The 17,122-nt window shown below is 34.4% G+C and carries 16 protein-coding genes; 3 read left to right on the top strand and 13 right to left on the bottom strand.

Annotated elements, in window-relative coordinates; all coding sequences use genetic code 11:
* Positions 1-557: 557 nt before the first annotated feature.
* Both JOC75_RS21290 and JOC75_RS21285 read right to left on the bottom strand, forming a co-directional pair.
* Positions 558-3,368 carry a M14 family metallopeptidase gene (locus JOC75_RS21290; protein ID WP_239589611.1) on the bottom strand — a complete coding sequence of 937 codons (2,811 nt, stop codon included), beginning with the start codon at positions 3,366-3,368 and terminating at the stop codon, positions 558-560.
* Between the two features lie 313 nt (positions 3,369-3,681).
* Entirely contained in the window at positions 3,682-4,788 is a 1,107-nt protein-coding gene (locus JOC75_RS21285; protein WP_204955991.1) for a plasmid pRiA4b ORF-3 family protein, read from the bottom strand.
* Positions 4,789-5,050: 262 nt separating this feature from the next.
* On the opposite strand from JOC75_RS21285, the gene JOC75_RS21280 reads away from it, so the two are divergent.
* Positions 5,051-5,554: a sigma-70 family RNA polymerase sigma factor gene (locus tag JOC75_RS21280; RefSeq protein WP_204955990.1), complete on the top strand. Its 504-nt coding sequence runs from the start codon at positions 5,051-5,053 to the stop codon at positions 5,552-5,554.
* A 213-nt stretch (positions 5,555-5,767) separates the two neighbouring features.
* On the opposite strand, the gene JOC75_RS21275 is transcribed toward JOC75_RS21280, so the two are convergent.
* The 11 genes from JOC75_RS21275 to JOC75_RS21230 all read right to left on the bottom strand — a co-directional run bounded on the left by JOC75_RS21275 (position 5,768) and on the right by JOC75_RS21230 (position 13,753).
* Positions 5,768-6,313: a DUF5381 family protein gene (locus JOC75_RS21275; protein ID WP_204955989.1), complete on the bottom strand. Its 546-nt coding sequence runs from the start codon at positions 6,311-6,313 to the stop codon at positions 5,768-5,770.
* Positions 6,314-6,447: 134 nt separating this feature from the next.
* Positions 6,448-7,002, bottom strand: coding sequence for a DUF5381 family protein (locus JOC75_RS21270; protein WP_239589610.1), 555 nt, complete (start codon positions 7,000-7,002; stop codon positions 6,448-6,450).
* Positions 7,003-7,015: 13 nt separating this feature from the next.
* The gene (locus tag JOC75_RS21265) at positions 7,016-7,807 is read right to left on the bottom strand and encodes a hypothetical protein (RefSeq protein WP_204955987.1); all 792 of its coding nucleotides are present in this window, start codon (positions 7,805-7,807) and stop codon (positions 7,016-7,018) included.
* A 9-nt stretch (positions 7,808-7,816) separates the two neighbouring features.
* Positions 7,817-9,064 carry a glycine zipper domain-containing protein gene (locus tag JOC75_RS21260; protein WP_204955986.1) on the bottom strand — a complete coding sequence of 416 codons (1,248 nt, stop codon included), beginning with the start codon at positions 9,062-9,064 and terminating at the stop codon, positions 7,817-7,819.
* Positions 9,065-9,093: 29 nt separating this feature from the next.
* Complete coding sequence (locus tag JOC75_RS21255) at positions 9,094-9,243, bottom strand: hypothetical protein (protein ID WP_204955985.1); 150 nt, start codon at positions 9,241-9,243, stop codon at positions 9,094-9,096.
* Positions 9,244-9,502: 259 nt separating this feature from the next.
* Positions 9,503-9,805, bottom strand: coding sequence for a WXG100 family type VII secretion target (locus JOC75_RS21250; RefSeq protein ID WP_204955984.1), 303 nt, complete (start codon positions 9,803-9,805; stop codon positions 9,503-9,505).
* A 386-nt stretch (positions 9,806-10,191) separates the two neighbouring features.
* On the bottom strand, positions 10,192-10,320 hold the full coding sequence (locus JOC75_RS24295; RefSeq protein ID WP_275580347.1) for a hypothetical protein: 129 nt from the start codon (positions 10,318-10,320) through the stop codon (positions 10,192-10,194).
* Positions 10,321-10,448: 128 nt separating this feature from the next.
* Positions 10,449-10,706, bottom strand: coding sequence for a hypothetical protein (locus tag JOC75_RS21245; protein ID WP_204955983.1), 258 nt, complete (start codon positions 10,704-10,706; stop codon positions 10,449-10,451).
* A complete protein-coding gene (locus JOC75_RS21240) occupies positions 10,681-11,868 on the bottom strand; it encodes a hypothetical protein (protein WP_204955982.1) in 1,188 nt (395 codons plus the stop codon). The genes JOC75_RS21245 and JOC75_RS21240 overlap by 26 nt, the downstream gene beginning before the upstream one ends.
* Positions 11,869-12,245: 377 nt before the next feature.
* A complete protein-coding gene (psiE, locus tag JOC75_RS21235) occupies positions 12,246-12,656 on the bottom strand; it encodes a phosphate-starvation-inducible protein PsiE (protein WP_146950635.1) in 411 nt (136 codons plus the stop codon).
* Positions 12,657-12,793: 137 nt separating this feature from the next.
* Entirely contained in the window at positions 12,794-13,753 is a 960-nt protein-coding gene (locus JOC75_RS21230) for a calcium/sodium antiporter (protein WP_204955981.1), read from the bottom strand.
* A 582-nt stretch (positions 13,754-14,335) separates the two neighbouring features.
* On the opposite strand from JOC75_RS21230, the gene JOC75_RS21225 reads away from it, so the two are divergent.
* Together JOC75_RS21225 and JOC75_RS21220 are read left to right on the top strand one after the other, a co-directional pair.
* Positions 14,336-14,905, top strand: coding sequence for a DUF5317 domain-containing protein (locus JOC75_RS21225; protein WP_204955980.1), 570 nt, complete (start codon positions 14,336-14,338; stop codon positions 14,903-14,905).
* A 159-nt stretch (positions 14,906-15,064) separates the two neighbouring features.
* Entirely contained in the window at positions 15,065-16,906 is a 1,842-nt protein-coding gene (locus JOC75_RS21220) for a diguanylate cyclase (protein WP_420828046.1), read from the top strand.
* The last annotated feature ends 216 nt before the right edge of the window (positions 16,907-17,122 follow it).

Genomic DNA, 17,122 nt, shown 5'->3' with positions numbered 1-17,122 from the left:
TAAAGAAATACCCGTTCGTTTTGTGTTAGTGTTCCAACAGCTACCTTTTTTGATTATAGCTTTCAAGGAGAAGCTTCACTCATTTTCTCACTTAAAATTTGAGAACAGAACCTGTATTGAATACTGTATCTGTATTTCATTTTATGTTTATTTTATGTATAATGAGAATATAATAAAAAGAGAAGTGCGCTAACACTTCTCCCTGCAACCTTACCGTCAGGATGGGGGTTGTCAAAAATTAATCGTTTTTTTGAGAACCACCCTTTTGCTTCCTACGGCGCGGGGTGGTTTTCTTGGATTCTAAAATATTCTTCCGAAAAAAGTAGGCACTGACTTCACGCACTATTCCCTTCAGAACCTCTCTTAGAAATTCAAGAAATATTTCGATGGTTATCACCTCCTTTCGTAAACAGAAAGAAGATCAACAACCAACCAACCATACAATATTCAGTTGCTCCTTCATCTTATCACACTCTACCCATCTATCAATCTATCACCCGTCGACAAAAAACGGGGGGTGACAGGCACCACCCGGTTTTCAGTATCCCCTTATTCTTCTACTCTCTATCTCTACCTTTCTCTAAGAAGGACGGCACTACTTTGTTGTTCTGCTTGTTACCTTTGTTCTTCACTGAGCCTTTGCCTTTTTTAGCTACTTCAGTTCCAACTGAGGCAAAGATACTATTCGCTAATAAGCGATAGCTTGATTGTGTATGTGCTCTGAAAGCAAGATCGTTGGCAAACAAAGTAATGTTTGAATCAGCTAGATTTTGAGTGAATGCTAATGTTTGACCTTTCACAGCTTCATGACCAGGCCACCATCCAGCAACATAGAAATCCTCACTGTTACTTACTGTTGCTAACACTTGTGCTTCACTAGGAACAGATGAAATCCACGCTCCATTTGTTGTGTATAAAAGCTCATCAGCTTCATATCCAGAAGTTAAAATGTGCTCATTTACATTTGTCTTTAACAATCCTTCATGACCAGGGCTTGTGTAATCAAATTCATAGCCTGGTAGTACTCCACTGTTTTTAACAGCATTAAGAGCATAAATCCCGATTCCAACGTATGATTTTCCTACTAAGCTATTAGCATCAAATGCACCGTTATCACTAACAATGACGTCTGCATTTGCAGAAGAATCCACTACCTCAAAGCCAAGTTCTTGTAATGAGAATTTAAGCTGAGCTGATCCTGTTACGGCAACTTTAGGAAGTGTCAGCTTTTCTGTTTTAATATTTTGTGTTGTACCAGCGGATGTAGCTTCATAGTAATAATCTTTATACTGTCCTAAATCCTTCGTGTTAACAATATAATCACCGGCATGTACTTTACCTTTTGTTTCTATTGCCTTTTCTACAGCTTTTCCATCTCGTAAAAGCTCATTAACTAGTTTTACTGTGTCATTATTTGTGTTAGAAAGAATTTGCTTTGGTGCCTTACCAGTGACTTTACCTGATGGCAATGTAGCATTTTTCACTTCATTAGTAAGCTTATCAAAAGCATTTTTTACACGAACTTCATTAATATCAAACCCTCGTAAATCTGGGAAGTTCACTACGATAGGATCGTACATGGCACTCCAGTCTGATACATCATCACCTTTGTACAGCATCGCATTTGCAAGACCGCGTTTAGCTTGATTCATTGGTACGATATATGTTCCCTTAGGATAAGTAGTACCATTTACTTTTACTGCTTTTGTTGTTTGCTCTACTTCCACTCCGTTGCGAAGTAAGTATTGCACCATTTTTGTTGCTTCCACAGCATTTTTTTGTTGTTTTTCGTCAACTGGAATCACGTAATATTCAGGGAAGAAGCTTTCATTTTCTCCTCTTGAACGTCCGATTGAATCTCCTGCTGCATTTACAAAATATTCATCTACAGCTCGATCGTCTTCACCATTTATTCCACGTTTGAAAATTTCAAGCTGATTTTTATACAACTTATCTTTATTTTCTGTAACATAAAGTGTTGCGCCAAGACCTGTTCCATACATTGCATTAAAACCATTTTGGCTTAATGCAGGTGTTTCGATTGTATGTCCCAATGATCCATGAAGCATTGCATACATTGCTGTATAAGCAGGAGTCATATCATCCCAGCCTTCTCCATAATCAAGTGCTGGAATTTCGTAAGAATCAAACGCTGAATTACTGATTCCTGCGTCTCCCATTGCATAGGCTTGCTCAATCATATTTCCATAAAGTAAATCATATTCAAAGTTCGGGTTATGTGGAGGTGTTGTTGGTTCGATCAAGAATCCACTCACATAGCCATGCATATCAAGGAAGGAAAGTGGTGTCCACTTTGCAATTTCCTGTGTTACTTCCTGTGTTTCAATTTGTGTTTGGTAGTGGTTATCACGATTTAAATCAAAGCCATTAGCATTAGCTCTCGTGTTTGCCACTCTTCCATCAGGATTACTCGTAAACATATAAAGAAAAATCACATCATCAAGTACTTCATCAACATTTAACGTAACAGGCTGCTCTTGATTTTCAACAATTGTATTAAATGTTACTTCATTTTCTAGTGAAAATTTCTTGAATAATTCTACCTGTGCATCCATACCTTCTACTTCGTCTGGATGAATATTATTAATCCAAACTGGAACCTGGTAATCACCCATTTTTCCAGCTTCTATCTTTTCTAGTAAATCATCAGGATTTTCTAATGCAGTTGGTAGAGTTTCATTTAAATATTTATCTACCGCTGCTTTATCTCTAGCTAAAATAACAAAATGAAGATCACGACCTTCTGCAGATTTCCCTAAGCTTTGATATTCAAGATAGCGATCATTCTTACCCTTTGCTTCTTCAAACACTGCATCAATTGTTGGCTTCAATTCATCATAAAAATGAAATTGATCATACACATTTAACTCTACTGTTTGTGTTGCCTTTTTTTGACTAGCATGATCCACCAATGCTAATTCGTAATCCCCAATAAATTGCTGATATTGCGTACGAATTGTTCGATTTGATAAATTATCTCTGTCATAAAGAAGACCAAACTCTAAAGTTGCCTTGATTGTTGTGCTTCCATCAACATAGTGTGGTTCTTCAATTACCTTAATGAAAGGATCTCCGGTATAGCTTGTCCCCTTCGTCCACTTTTTCCACTCTGAAAGACTTTTTCCACCAAATTGGAATTCTACAGCACTCAAATCGATAGTTTCACCAAAATCAGCATGAACTTCTACTGTTCTAGCTTCAGTTAACGAAAATAAAGTCCTACTGGTATCTAAATCTATTACCTCGTAGTTTTCCGCTGCTTCAGTAGCATAAACAGGATATGCTGCCTGTACAAATAGTGTTAAAACCAATAAAAATGCGAGGAAACCTCCAAGTACCTTTCTCAATAAGCTCATCCCTTCTATGTATGTAGTAGAATACAAGGTTAATAGTAATAGAATATTCAGAAATTAAATAGAGGAAATAGTTCGTGTTACGAAGGAAAATTCTCGACAAAAAGTAGGTCTTTGATAGAGTGACATATGTTGTAATCGTTGTCTCATCAACCTTTTGACCTATTTCTATTTAAAAAAGGAAATAATAAAAAAGAGAAATGGGCTAACACTTCTCTCCAAAGAAAAACCGGTGTCATATGTCAAACATTTTCATGCTACCCACTTTTGCTAGAATCGACAAAAACTGGGAAGTGACAGGCACCTCTTAACTAAGTTTTCGATTAATCATCTCAATATTAAACTCCTCATATCCTTGGCTTATCCCCCACTGTTTCATATGCCTAAATTCTGGATGGGTTGGATCAGCTATAATCTTAAGGAATTCTTCATATCCAGGTTCTCCACCAACATCTTCTGGTGGTGTATTTCCTTCTCCAGCAAGACAAGTTGGATGATTTACATCATAGTTATCAATCATTTGTTCAATCACAATTGAATGCTGCCAATTATCTCCAAAGTCATATGTATAGGTTATTTCTGCTGGAAGATAGTCTACAAGCTTTTCCCCTGTTTCCAACTTCATTGGTACAACACTGTCATATTGCAGTGCTTCTTCATGACTCACTAACTTAGTGTGTGGCAATGATTTGTCGTCACTATGCATCGTTTTATTAAGATCTCTTGGCTTAGCTTTATAAATGGTGAACTCATGAAGATGATAATCTTGCCAGCCAAAGACAATCTGCAATGTTTGATGTAGATCTGTGAATGTGATGTTTTTTGGAACAATGACTCTTCGCCACACTTTACTATTTTCTAAATTTAAATTCATATGAAGAATAAGTGCTTCTGGTGAAAAAATCCTATCGCCTACCAGATTGGAAAGATCATCATAAAGATCTTCATTGGGATTTGTATACTCATTTTTCCCATTACCAACAAGCAAACGACTTACACGCATATTGAGAGCAGACTGATTGATCTTGTCTGTATTTAATTCACTTTCAAAAGCATCCACTGCATCACAAGCTTTATTTAATCTCGCCACAAATGTACGATTTTTTGTGGTTGTGAATGTAACTTCCTTAGACTGTGAAATATACTGCTCAATCACATCATCGCGCACTCCTTCATCACGAAACGTTTCCTCGATCGCTTCCACTATCAACTGATCAATCTTTTTAAGATGAATAGCTTTTAGTCCATGAAGCACAATTATATAACGATTGCTGTCATTCATAAGGACAAGCGTTTTTCTTCTGTTTATCGTTAAAAAATTGGCATGCCAAGAAAACAGAGCATTTTCTTCTGAAGAAGAAGCTGGTTTTACCATTAATTCGGTTAAAAGCTTTTTGGTACATTGTATTAGCATTTATCTTCACTCCTTGGAAACAGAACAAAAGTCTTTTCCATTGTGCTTCCTTTTTTTATCTTTAATTCTCAAAACATATCATATACCCATCATCACCATCAACTTTTCACCAATATCGTCTTTATCCCCATTCAATATGCCCTATATTGCCTCCACATGACCTTCAATCTCCTTCTTATCGAAAGTTTCATCAATTTTTATACCTTGCTATTCTCAAATTACCGCGGAATACAAAAGAATGCATTCTTAGAAGGACTCTTACATGCATTATGATTTGAGATTTGTAGAACTGCATCAACAATTTGAACCAATGATTTTTCATATCATTAAAAGATTATCAATTTATAAAAATAAACAGGAATTCTATCAAATTGGATGTATTGCATTATGGGAGGCATCGCGTCGATTTGATAAAGAAAAGGGTGAGTTTAAGTCTTATGCTTACTCTTATATCATTGGTCGCATGAAATCTGCTCTTACAGAGGATCGCATGAAGCAGGAAAAAGAAGAGCTGTGTGAAGACTTTTCCACTAAAGAGGAAATGAGTCATGATGATTTTTCAGCTATTTTATCAGAGTCAGAGCTTGAAGAAATTTCCGCATTATTGACAGTAAATCAATGTAAATGGTTAAAGGCGTATTGCCTTTATGGGTTTACGCCTAGTGAGATTGCACATGATGAAGGGGTTTCGGTTTCGGCTGTGAAGAGTTGGCGGAGGGATACATTAGTGAAGCTAAGAAAGCATTTTTACAATAGGGATATATAAGAATGTTTAAAAGGTGAGAGAAGAAGTGTTTTGGAAAGCTGAAAATACCCTGTCAATATGATAAGGAATGTAGAAGAAAACTATAACTAAAAAGTGATCATTCCTTAATGTTTACGACTGATAAGAAGAAAGTTGATTATAATTCTATAATCACTTTCTCTTCTTGTTAAATTTATTGTTTTCGACAAAATCCGGGTGGTGACAGGCACCGAATTAACCTCTTTCATATTTTGTAATTTCCTTTAGTTTAACCAGATCTACCTTGCGATCCCATACCTTTCTTGAGTTTTCAGTCATATATGGATAAATATATTGATCTACTATCACCTGGAAATCTAGTTCATCAAGAAGGTTATAAGTCCGAATTTTTATTGTTTTATTATCGAACGTGTCAATGATCACATCATTAATCAAGTTAAACGGATTTCTTACTATATCGATATTTCGGATATTCTTAAAATTAACTATGCCTTTTTTTGATTTTATTGTGCCGTTCTCTCCTTGATAAATTGTTAGCAGAACTTTCCCAGGAATAAAGCCTTGGAGGGTCCAAAGTGTTATATAAAGAAAAAAGGGCAGGCACATAATACCTCCACCAAGATAAATAAGCGAATAACTGGAATCAAACTTCAAGCCGTGTGTAATTAAAAACAAACAAGCAAACACTCCTCCATTTAAAGTAAGAAGTATCCAACCGTACATGAACTTTGACCCTTTTACATGGATTGCATTTTCACTCTCACTATAAACGTTTAACATAAAGAACCTCCTTATACCCTATGACAATACTTACATACAAGAATTGATCTTTTACTCAGGACGTTTATAATTTATTTACTTTAACACCAAAGCCAAATTAACCAAATTTTAAGAGGTACACTGTTTCAGTTTATTTATAGATTCTGCTCAGCTCTTTCATATCTAGCTACTTCCTTCAATCTAACCAGATCCACCTTACGATCCCATACCTTTCTTGAGTTTTCTGTCATATATGGGTAGATATATTGATCAACCATCATTTGGTAGGCTAGGTCATTAATAAGATTGTATGTACGAATTTTAATAAATCTGTTATCGAAGGTTTCGATAACAATATCATTAATCAAATTAAACGGGTTTCTCACCAGATCGATATTACGTATATTCTTTATATTAACTTTACCTTTCTTTGATTTAATCGACCCATTCTCGCCTCGAATAATCGTTAACAGGATTTTCCCTGGAATAAAACCTGGTAGTGACCAAAGAGTTATATAAAGGTAGAAAGGAGTGAAAATTATTCCACCACCTAGGTAAAGTAAAGAGTAACTGGAATCAAATTTCAAACCGTTTATAATTAAGATACAACAACCAATTAAAAAACCTAAAGTAGCAAGAAGCATCCACACATACATAAATTTAGAACCTTTTATATTGATCACTTCTTTTTCTATCTTATTCTTAGACAAGCTGTTTACCTCCTTAGGCTGAAATAACCTTATTATTAAATAATAATTTATTAATTGATAATTCATTTATCATTTGGATATTCAAATCAAGATTTTGGTCTCTTATCACTAACCAACATTCAGTTTTCCCCGGGATAATAAAATAAATATCCATAAGTTCGGGCTTGTTGTCCGAATCATATTTTAAGTTTAATAAACTATCCATCTTACCGTTTCTAATAGCAAGACTGTTTAAAAAGTCTAGAATAATATTTCCCTTTTTGCTAACCCATTTATGAATAACTGATTCCAAAATAGACTTTGACGTACTTACATCTTTTAAAAGTTCCTCAAATTCTTCACTTCTCAGCTGGAATAGTACTTCACTTTGTTTATTTATTGTCTGGAATTGAAAGAAGCTACTGATAACTAAAAGGATTTCCTCTTCTGATAATTTAGAGATAGAATGGACTTGATTATCGTATAACGTGTTATGTAGATAAGCCTCACCATTTCTAAAATGAAATGAGATACTTTCTTCACTACTTAAATCAGACTGGTGTTTTGAAGCCTTCACAGTATAATCAGTATAATTTAATGTATGAATATAGCTAGTGAATTCATCTTTTAGTTTATATTGATTTTGAACTTCTTTAATCATATCTTTTGCTAATAAAGAACGTGAGGCAAATTCCAGCATCAATTTCAGTTCTGAATCTTGTAGTTCCGGAAAATATGCCTCTTTGATAGATATTCCTTGTTCAAATAGTCCTTCACTATAAAATGAAAAAATTAATTCTTCTATACTTAATTGAATGGTATTCATATGTCCTCCTTAAAAGAATGATAATTTATCTTCAAGATAATTCTTCGCTCCACCGAAAAGAGAATTAGCTGTTTCCTTTGCTTTCGATACTCCTTTACTGATTTCTTTCATTTTCCCTATTGGGTCGGCAATTGTATCCTTAATCTGTTCATTAACAAATCCAATGCCCTTATTAACTTCCTCAACCAATTCTCCTGTTTTTTCCAACCCACCTCTAATCATTTCAAGTCCATCATGTATAGGTTCTTTAAAAGCTAGAGCAGCTTTCTCTGCTATACCTGCTGTAAGCTTTGCTGCTTGTTCTCCAATAAGCCCCCCTACAAATGAGCCTGCTGCAGCACCGACAACAGTACCAACTGGGCCTACTAAGCTTCCTAGAGCACCGCCTACTACTGCCCCTGCAATGGACCCTCCAGAAACTGCTACTGTCTTGTTCACTGCATTTCCCACTGCTTTTGCATTTTCACGTTTTAAGATATCGGTGTTGTTTCCATACTTGGTATAATTCTCGGAAATCTTCAGCCCCATTCCACCCATTTCCACTGCCCCAGTCACTAAAACAGCACTAACAGCATTTGTTTTTGCAAATTTTGATCCAGTTTGAACAAATGATTTAAACTTAGTTGAATTGCTTGTTCTAAATATAATTCCATCAAACATATTCATTGAACTACCAGTAAACTTCACAACATCATCCGGAAGATATTTCGCCACTTTTCTGTTAACCAAATCAGCAAAAGGAACATCTTTATACTTTTTCATAAGAAAGGTAGGGTTTAAATAAGCTCTTGCTACATTTCTAAATTTAGAGTTATCAATCGTATCAGATAATTTATGAAGAGCTCCCATATGCTTATAAGTAAAAGCACCGTCAGCATTTTTTGCAAATTGCGTAAAACCAAGCCCATAAAACGTTAACTGTTTTGATACTAAAGCACCCATCGATGTTAATGCTCCATATTTCTCATAAAGCTTATAAAGTTTTCCAACTAAATTATCCGCTTCAGCAAATTTATTTGCTGTCATTCGAAGGTCGATTTCCATTTCACTTAGAAGGTCCGTTAATCTATTACCTGTTCCCCATGGATCACCTACTTGATAAAAACAGTGCCGATATTCTGCTGGAGCACTGCTAATTAGGTTAACAAGCTCCATATGAAGACTTTTGTATTCTTCTTCAATGCTTGTTAAACGCATAACAAGTTCATTAGCTAAATCCTCTAATCTGTTGGGATCAACTGATATTTTATTTCCCATTTTATCACTCTCTTTTTCATTTTCTTTTTCTATATAAACTGTAAAAAGTAATGGCCAAATAGAACAATCTGTAAAGGAAGTACAAATAGATCTACACAACCTGGTACCCAGTCGTCATCCATTCCTTTTTTACCATCAACTTCTTTTTTCTTCTTATGTTTGTAATTGTATTGAGTCATTTTTATACCTCACTGATCACCTTTGAATTTGTTAACTCTTGGCTAGGACATTCAAAAGGTCCATACTAAAATGCTTTATACATACAGCGAATCCCACTATATACTATTAAAAAATTGATGAGCTAAAATAATAATCTGCAAAGGTAGTAAAAAGAAGTCAACACATCCAGGTAAGACACAGCCATCATTGACAGGCTTTTTCTTGTTCACACTTTCGTTATCTGGTTTTTCATTATTCATTAACTAATCCTTTCAACAATTAATCATCCCTCATACAAGCAAGTCGCTCTAATTCTCTTTGTCTTTCAATCTCTTCTCTCACTCTGTCCACTTCATATGCTGCACTTTCTAATTCTTTGCTGATGGTATAAAGATTATCTGAATGTCTTTGGAATAAAACGGCTGCCTCATCAAGAAGTGAATCAAATTTGTTCCGTGCTTCTCCTGTCCATTTCTCTGTGTTTGTATATGTGCTTTGCTTTAATTTCATTTCATCAAATTTCACTGTTTCAGACGATTCCTGAAAAACTCTTGCTAATGCTCTGACTTGATCTGAATTCATCATTTCACCTCATTCGTGAGTTAACAAACTTAACTAACATCAATTTCATTTTGAAATTTATTTAATAAACCCAATTAAGCTATGTAAATATTACTATAATTACCATTTAACTTCCATAAGTCTCCAGTAATGAAATGAGAAATGAATATAGGTAGAATGACTCTATTTTGGGGAATTTTACTTTTAGTGCAAGGCATCTTAAATGACATACTATTTACATTTCTATGCACCAAAGAATTATAACTACCCCTTATCTACTTAAATCAACTTCCTATTTCTTCATCAAAAAAAGAGAAGACCTATTTAGAAGGTTCTTCTCTTTAAATTTGTTCTCCATCTATATAAAAAAAGAACATAGTTCCTATCACCATGTCCCGCCTTAACGTTTATCCCTTTTTCAATAACGAGTCTATTCTCTTCTTTCTTTTCTTTCTACGTTCTGCAATAATTTCACTTTGAGAGCGGCTTTTTAATATCTTTGATTTAGAATGAATGTTAACTACTTTTTTACTCACACACGAACTCTCCCTTGCCTTTTTACTAGCAAGTATGTCCACCTATTAATCTTTTATACCTTTGAGTAAGAAGTCAACTCTCCAACTATTTTTCTTGATGATAAATAATTAAGCCCTAGTTTTGAAGTTTATTCTTCTGAAGCAGCTGCTACTTCTTTTATTGAATTATATAAATCATACCTATTTTGTTTGCCGGTATGATTTCTCACTGTTATTGAGGAAGTCAAATCAATATTTTGATTTGAAATGTGATTTACTTCACTGTGCACTGCGTTAATTCTTGCTCGTCTTGCCTTGCGACGGGTTGCAATGATTTCTGATTGGGATCTAGAGCGGAGTACAACACTACCATTTTTCTCCTTATTCGTACGTTTTTGTACTGTCATTGGTCCCAGCTCCCTTCATTTGCTTTTCTTCTTCTAGTTTATTATCAAGTATCATACATAAACCATAAAGCATTTCATACATGACTGTTTTGTCTATTATATCATCTGATAATGCCAACTGAGAAGCTCGTGGATTAGTAGATTCATGTATTTGTAAGGAAAAAATCCACGTCTTTTTACTTTTACCCAAATAAAACCTAAATGAAACTACTTCATAACCTTCTTTTGGTTGATTATTTGGTAATTCCATATTCTTCTTGCCTTTGGCTGCATCTACTACCGTTTGAACCCAAGGATTATGATAGATTTTATTAAGATAAATAAGAGTTGGTGTTTGACCAGTAGTTCCTATATCAGCAATTCGTCTTAAATTGTTCTTTTCCTTCTGATAAATTGTAAATCCTGAAATAAGTTTTAGATCTGAATAATCAAACGCACCAGATGCTATACGATGCATGATTACATACATTTCTTGGATAAACTCTACCAAATATGTAACAACTGTCTCTGACCACTCCACCTCATCATTTAATATTTCAACTTCTGATTTGTATGTATTGATAATCTCCTTTTCCTTTTCTTCTAATATTTTAATACGATTTTTATATTCCTCTTTTTGTTCATTATATTGTTGTGTAATTATTTCAACTATTTTTGAATCCTCATGCTGTCTTGTCAACACATTATTAACATACTGTGTTAATCCAGTATATGAAAAATGCTTATCCAAAACAGTATGGTTAAGTAGTTCGTATTCTATCGATCTAAATTTTTTATATGCCGGTAAATGAAAATAAGGGTGATAAATATTAAGCATCTTATCTTTATAAGAAGGAATTAAACACCACAAAATAAGAATAAAGACTGTTATTCCAATTACTAGTAACCACATCCAATGTAATCCTAAAAACCAGGACGATGTTGCAGCAAGCACACCCCCGATTAATGGAAGACTAGTTAAGTTTGCGACTTTCATATTTCCTATCTTCGAAATTGGTTTATAAAATTTCTTCAAATCTTTCACTATTAGTAGCATCAAATCAAGAAACCAATTAGATTTAATATCTTCTCGAGTAGATTCCGTTCGAAACTTATCTAAAACCTTGTCCATTTTTGGAGCAAAGTTATGTAAAAACCCATGGTAGTTTGGGTGATCCGACATATTTTCACACACCTCCAATATTAACTAAATATAGACACTTAATTAAATCGCTTGCAGGAAATTGTAACTCTCTTCTGTAAGAACACCTCATTCATAAATTAACGGAAAAAGGTAAAAAATACATAAAATCCCATACTTATATTACCATAATCTCTTTATTCAATAGCTATCATTCTTCGACATATTTCGGGTAGTGACAGGCACCACCATATAAATCTCACTTTTATTTCCATTAATGAAATTAGATTTGAATATAGGTGGAATGAATTCATCAAGCAAATCTGTAAAAGTCATTTATAATGAATCATAAAATCACCTTTCTCCATAAAAAAGAGAAGAACCAATTAAAGGTTCTCCTCTAAAATAATAGTTTTAACTTACGGCCTTTCCCTTGGTGTTTTATTCATAATGAAGTAACCGATGATGAGTACTAAGATAACCAGTGAATATAATAATGTATCTAATGGATTTTCATAATCAACAATGATTAACCTTACCATTGCCGTAATACCTATGTACATGAAATAGCGAAGTGGGAAATGATATTCTTCTTTAAAGTACTTAACAATCATGGCAATGAACTCAAAGTATAGGAAGAAAACAAGAATTCGCGCCAGAAATTCTTTGTAGTCATTTGTTCCCTGGGATAATAAAACAGTGCCAAACGCAAGCAATTCCTGTATCAATAGTATGGAAAGGATCATAGCTAAAATAATAAGAGAAATATTTAAGATGAGCTGAAATACTTTTGGAGCTATTTTTACAATAGAGTCAATTTTGTTTTTCAATTTTCACCCCCCTTTCGTTTTGGTAAAAGCTATATCTAGACAAGACTGCAAACGCCTATTCAAATACAACAAGAAAAGACAGAAACCTTTCTGCCTTCGTTTTTATATAAGTCTCAAATTTTTTTGTGAAATAATCCTTAGTTTCGGAAAATGATAAATACAAGATAAATGATGTAGATGATGGCTAAAAGAACACCTTCGATTTTTGATATCTTGTAGTGAGTTCTTGATAAAATCAGTAATAAGAATGTCACGAAGATCATTAGCCACATATCTAGAAATATCTTTGAATCAACGGCTAATGGATGGATAGCTGCTGAAGCTCCCAATATGAAAAAGATATTGAAGATATTGCTACCTACAATGTTCCCTAAAGCAATCTCAGTCTGCTTCTTTAAAGCCGCGGTTATAGAGGTAACTAGCTCCGGAAGCGATGTACCCACAGCTACAATTGTCAAACCGACAAGAGTTTCACTCATTCCAAGTGAAAGAGCAATCTCAATACTGTTTTCTACTACAAGACTACCCCCAAAAACAATACCAACAAGACCTCCAATTGTATATATGAGGTTTTTCGTCCACGATGGGTTTACTACTGGTTCATTAGGATTTTCTTCTAGCTGTGCCCGATTATTTCTTGCCATCTCAAATACATAGTATAGAAATACTGCAAAGAAAAGCAGCAAAATCAGACCCTCGGTTCTTGTAATCAAATTAATTTCTGAACCCTGAAGCTGCATGTCACTAATTAGGAGCAGTAAAGAAATAGCCCCCAGCAAAGCGAATGGGATTTCCTTTCTAATCGTGTCACTTTGAACAGTTAATGGAAATACAATGGCTGTAAGTCCTAAAATGAAAGTAACATTAAAAACGTTACTTCCAACAACATTTCCAATTGCTACATCACTGTTTCCTTCTAGAGCAGCAATAAAGCTAACTGATGCTTCTGGTGCGCTCGTTCCAAAGGCTACAATTGTCAAGCCAATTAACATTGGGGAAACTCTCAGTGTTTGAGCTATTTTCGAAGCACCTTCGACAAAATAATCCGCTCCTTTAATTAAAAGGGCGAATCCTATTAACAGTATAAGATATGTCATGTTGCACCTCTTTCTGGCAGGAATTTCCAAGATAAACTATCGCATACTAAATAGAATAGATTGGGTTTCACAAAGGCATTATTGTAAAGGAAAGGTTCATAATAATATCGTATCAATGAACTGTACCCTAATTTTTACATAGTTTAACCGAGAAAACTTAATTAAATTCAGAAGCAGCAGAACACACCTATTAAAAGCATAGAGACAGGATCATAGTTCTTCTACAACTCTTCTTCTCCTTAATTTTAATTACTCATGAAATACCTTCTATATTTAATGTCGAGAAAGTAGAAGTTGAACAAGCCCTTTTGGTATTTCAAAAAATTTAGGCTTCCTACTTTCATCGCACTCTCAAAAAATAGCCAACCTTTGTGAAACATTGTGTGTAACAAGATTTTTCGGGTAGTGACAGGCACCCCTCTAGGTTATAGGACCTACCCTCCCCATCTCACCAAAAAGTCAAAAGACCCAATTGTAAAATTTAACTAGTATAATTATAGAATGATAGATTATAATGAAAACAGAAAATTGTGATATTTTGTAAGTATTTGTTGTATTTGAAAGCTGGAGGAAGATTACATAATGGTTTATGACGGTATATTATTGGCACTTGTAATTGGGTTTCTTCGTGGTGGTAGTTTAAAGGGTTTTGCAGATATTACGTTTAAGATGGGTTGGGTTTTTCCGGCACTGCTTTTGTTTCAATTTTTAATATTCTCTTTACAAAATAAGATCAGCTGGATTGGGGAAATTAGTTCTTTCTCATTTATGGCAGTGTATGTTATTGGCTTAACCTTTCTATGGATTAATCGTCATCACTCGCATTTCAAGTTTATCTTTTTCGGTGTTCTTCTTAATTTTATTGTCATGCTATTAAATGGTGGAAGAATGCCTGTTTCATATGAAGCTGCATTGCTACTTGATCCTTATTATCTTGAAACAACAAAGGATAGTTTATATGCGAAGCATGCACTGATGAATGACAGTACCATCCTCTCTTTTTTAGGTGATATTATCCCATTAAAAGCACCTTATCCAAGAGAACAAATCATTAGTATTGGTGATGTGATTATGAATATCGGTGCATTTCTATCCATTCAATCGATTATGGTACAAAAAAAGAAAAGCATAAATCCAGAAACAGTTATTTAAAGGAGGTGAATGTCTAATGAAGCCGAAAACTAAAAATATCATTTTTAATCTTGTTATCCTTGGTTCAGCTATTATCGCTTTAACATCTGGTTGGAAATTTGATTGATCGATTTATAGGGGGAGATTATTTCTCTCCCTGGAAATACGTATGTTGAGAGTGTGATTACATTGGTACTAAATAGTAAAAATCTTTATGTTTTATTTATAGTAGGATTAAGTGCACTACTCTTTGCTCTCCATGTTCCTTTACAGGTAGGTGAACTGTCAAATTGGGTATTAATCTATACTGTTATTGGAGCGATTCTTCTCTTAAATCACTTTAAAATTATCCTCCCTCTTACAGGAAATTCATTATCAATGGATTCAGCTATTTATTTAGCTTGTATCTTCCTATTTGGTTTGAATATTCCCCTAATGGTTTTACTGCTAAGTAGCTTAATCTACTTTTTAATTCGTTATGATCTTGCTTGGTGGAAGCATTTATTTAATACAGCTAACTATACGATTATGATTATTAGTGCGTACTATGTATTTCTTTTAACTGGTGGAGAAGTAGGTAGCCTTGATATTTCAAAGCTTTGGGCTTATTTTATATCACTAACGGTTTACTTCTTTTTGAATGTTTTCATTATGTGGCTATTTTATGTTTTTGCTTCAAAGGTTTCAATAAATGCTGTCCTAAAAGGCATGTTTACTGAGGATGGTTTGAAGGAAGCATTTACTGGATACTTGTGTACATTGGTTCTCTCTCTTGTTCTGATGATCCTAGTTCAAAGTGAACCAATATTCGGGATGTTTTTATTTATGTCATTGTCAATAACCTTTTCCTTTGCTTTTAGTAAGCTTCTTTCTTTATATAAAAATGAAGAAATTAAAGCAAGAAAGGACTTTTTGACTGGCTTATATAATCATGGATATTTTAAGCTAGAGCTTGATGAAATCATTAATAATGCTGATGATAACACCTTTTGTATTGCCCTTCTAGATCTTGATGATTTTAAAAGATTCAATGATAGTAACGGACATATTCAAGGTGATGAACTTCTTGAATTCTTTGGAGAATTCTTATCACAAAAGGTAAAAGACCTTCCCTATACAGCTGCCAGATACGGTGGAGAAGAGTTTGGACTTATCATGCCGAACACCACACAAATCAAAGCACTTTCTTTTATCAACAAAATACGCAAGGAATATAATGATACGCCCTTTAAAGGAACAGAATGTCTACCTCTTGGGTGTCTCTCTTTTTCAGCAGGTATTGCTCAATATGAAACAGGGACATATGGCTCCTCAGAGCTTCTAGCTAAGGCAGATCGTGCTCTATATTATGCAAAAGCAGAAGGTAAAAACAACTGCCAAGTATATAAAGAGGGAATAGCTTTTCAAGAATGTCTACAATACAAACAAGAAGTAGATTCATTAGAAAAACAATTAGAAATTTTCCTATCAAAAGATATTTATACTTATCAGCATAGTAAACGCGTTTTTCACTATGCTGTTGACATGAGCGAGGCTTTAAAACTGACTGAGGAAGAAAGACGTCGGTTAATTTTAGGAGCACTTATTCATGACATCGGAAAGCTAGAAATCCCACGTGACATCATCAACAAAAAAAGCAAGCTCGAAGCCCATGAATGGGAAATGATGAAGAAACACGTGACCTATGGAAAAGAAATTCTAGGATCAACCAAAAAATACGATGATTTGCTTCCATTAGTTGAGCTTCACCATGAACACTACAATGGAAAAGGCTATCCTTATGGATTAAGAGGAGATCGGATTCCTAAGCTAGCAAGAATTTTATGTGTAATCGATTCCTTTGACGCAATGACAACGGAGCGGCCTTATCAAAAAACAAAGAATTTTACAGAAGCAATTGTGGAGTTACGCAAATGCTCTGGCCAGCAATTTGACCCTACTTTTGTAGAGCCTTTTATTAAGATGATTGAATGTAAATATGGGGATAAGGTTGGGAGTGAGGATGGGGTTTTATATAAATAGACTTATACTGTTAGTTCTACTAAAGTCATTCGTTTACAAACATCAACTATAAGAGGCTGAAATAAAAAATATTTTAACAAAGAAACCGAAAAATGGCTGTAGGTGTATTTACGAAGCTCCTGAAATATACTCCGCTTTCCGCGTGAAGCTGGGCAAGCCCCTCGTACTTAGCACTGAGGGGTCTAACCGTAGGAGTCTAAGGATATCTCATCCATT

Origin of the sequence: Metabacillus crassostreae, assembly GCF_016908395.1 — a bacterium.
GTDB classification, from domain to species: Bacteria; Bacillota; Bacilli; order Bacillales; family Bacillaceae; genus Metabacillus; species Metabacillus crassostreae.
Note: the sequence above shows the minus strand (reverse complement) of the source record. Positions and strands in the feature narration are given on the sequence as shown.

Bases quoted from the DNA above. Each gene is read 5' to 3' on its own strand.
- JOC75_RS21245 (WP_204955983.1), bottom strand. From the start codon at position 10,706: ATGACAGTACAAAAACGTACGAATAAGGAGAAAAATGGTAGTGTTGTA.
- JOC75_RS21265 (WP_204955987.1), bottom strand. From the start codon at position 7,807: ATGAATACCATTCAATTAAGTATAGAAGAATTAATTTTTTCATTTTAT.
- JOC75_RS21260 (WP_204955986.1), bottom strand. From the start codon at position 9,064: ATGGGAAATAAAATATCAGTTGATCCCAACAGATTAGAGGATTTAGCT.
- JOC75_RS21285 (WP_204955991.1), bottom strand. From the start codon at position 4,788: ATGCTAATACAATGTACCAAAAAGCTTTTAACCGAATTAATGGTAAAA.
- JOC75_RS21230 (WP_204955981.1), bottom strand. From the start codon at position 13,753: ATGACATATCTTATACTGTTAATAGGATTCGCCCTTTTAATTAAAGGA.
- JOC75_RS21280 (WP_204955990.1), top strand. From the start codon at position 5,051: ATGCATTATGATTTGAGATTTGTAGAACTGCATCAACAATTTGAACCA.
- JOC75_RS21240 (WP_204955982.1), bottom strand. From the start codon at position 11,868: ATGTCGGATCACCCAAACTACCATGGGTTTTTACATAACTTTGCTCCA.
- JOC75_RS21250 (WP_204955984.1), bottom strand. From the start codon at position 9,805: ATGAATTCAGATCAAGTCAGAGCATTAGCAAGAGTTTTTCAGGAATCG.
- JOC75_RS21275 (WP_204955989.1), bottom strand. From the start codon at position 6,313: ATGTTAAACGTTTATAGTGAGAGTGAAAATGCAATCCATGTAAAAGGG.
- JOC75_RS21225 (WP_204955980.1), top strand. From the start codon at position 14,336: ATGGTTTATGACGGTATATTATTGGCACTTGTAATTGGGTTTCTTCGT.
- JOC75_RS21255 (WP_204955985.1), bottom strand. From the start codon at position 9,243: ATGACTCAATACAATTACAAACATAAGAAGAAAAAAGAAGTTGATGGT.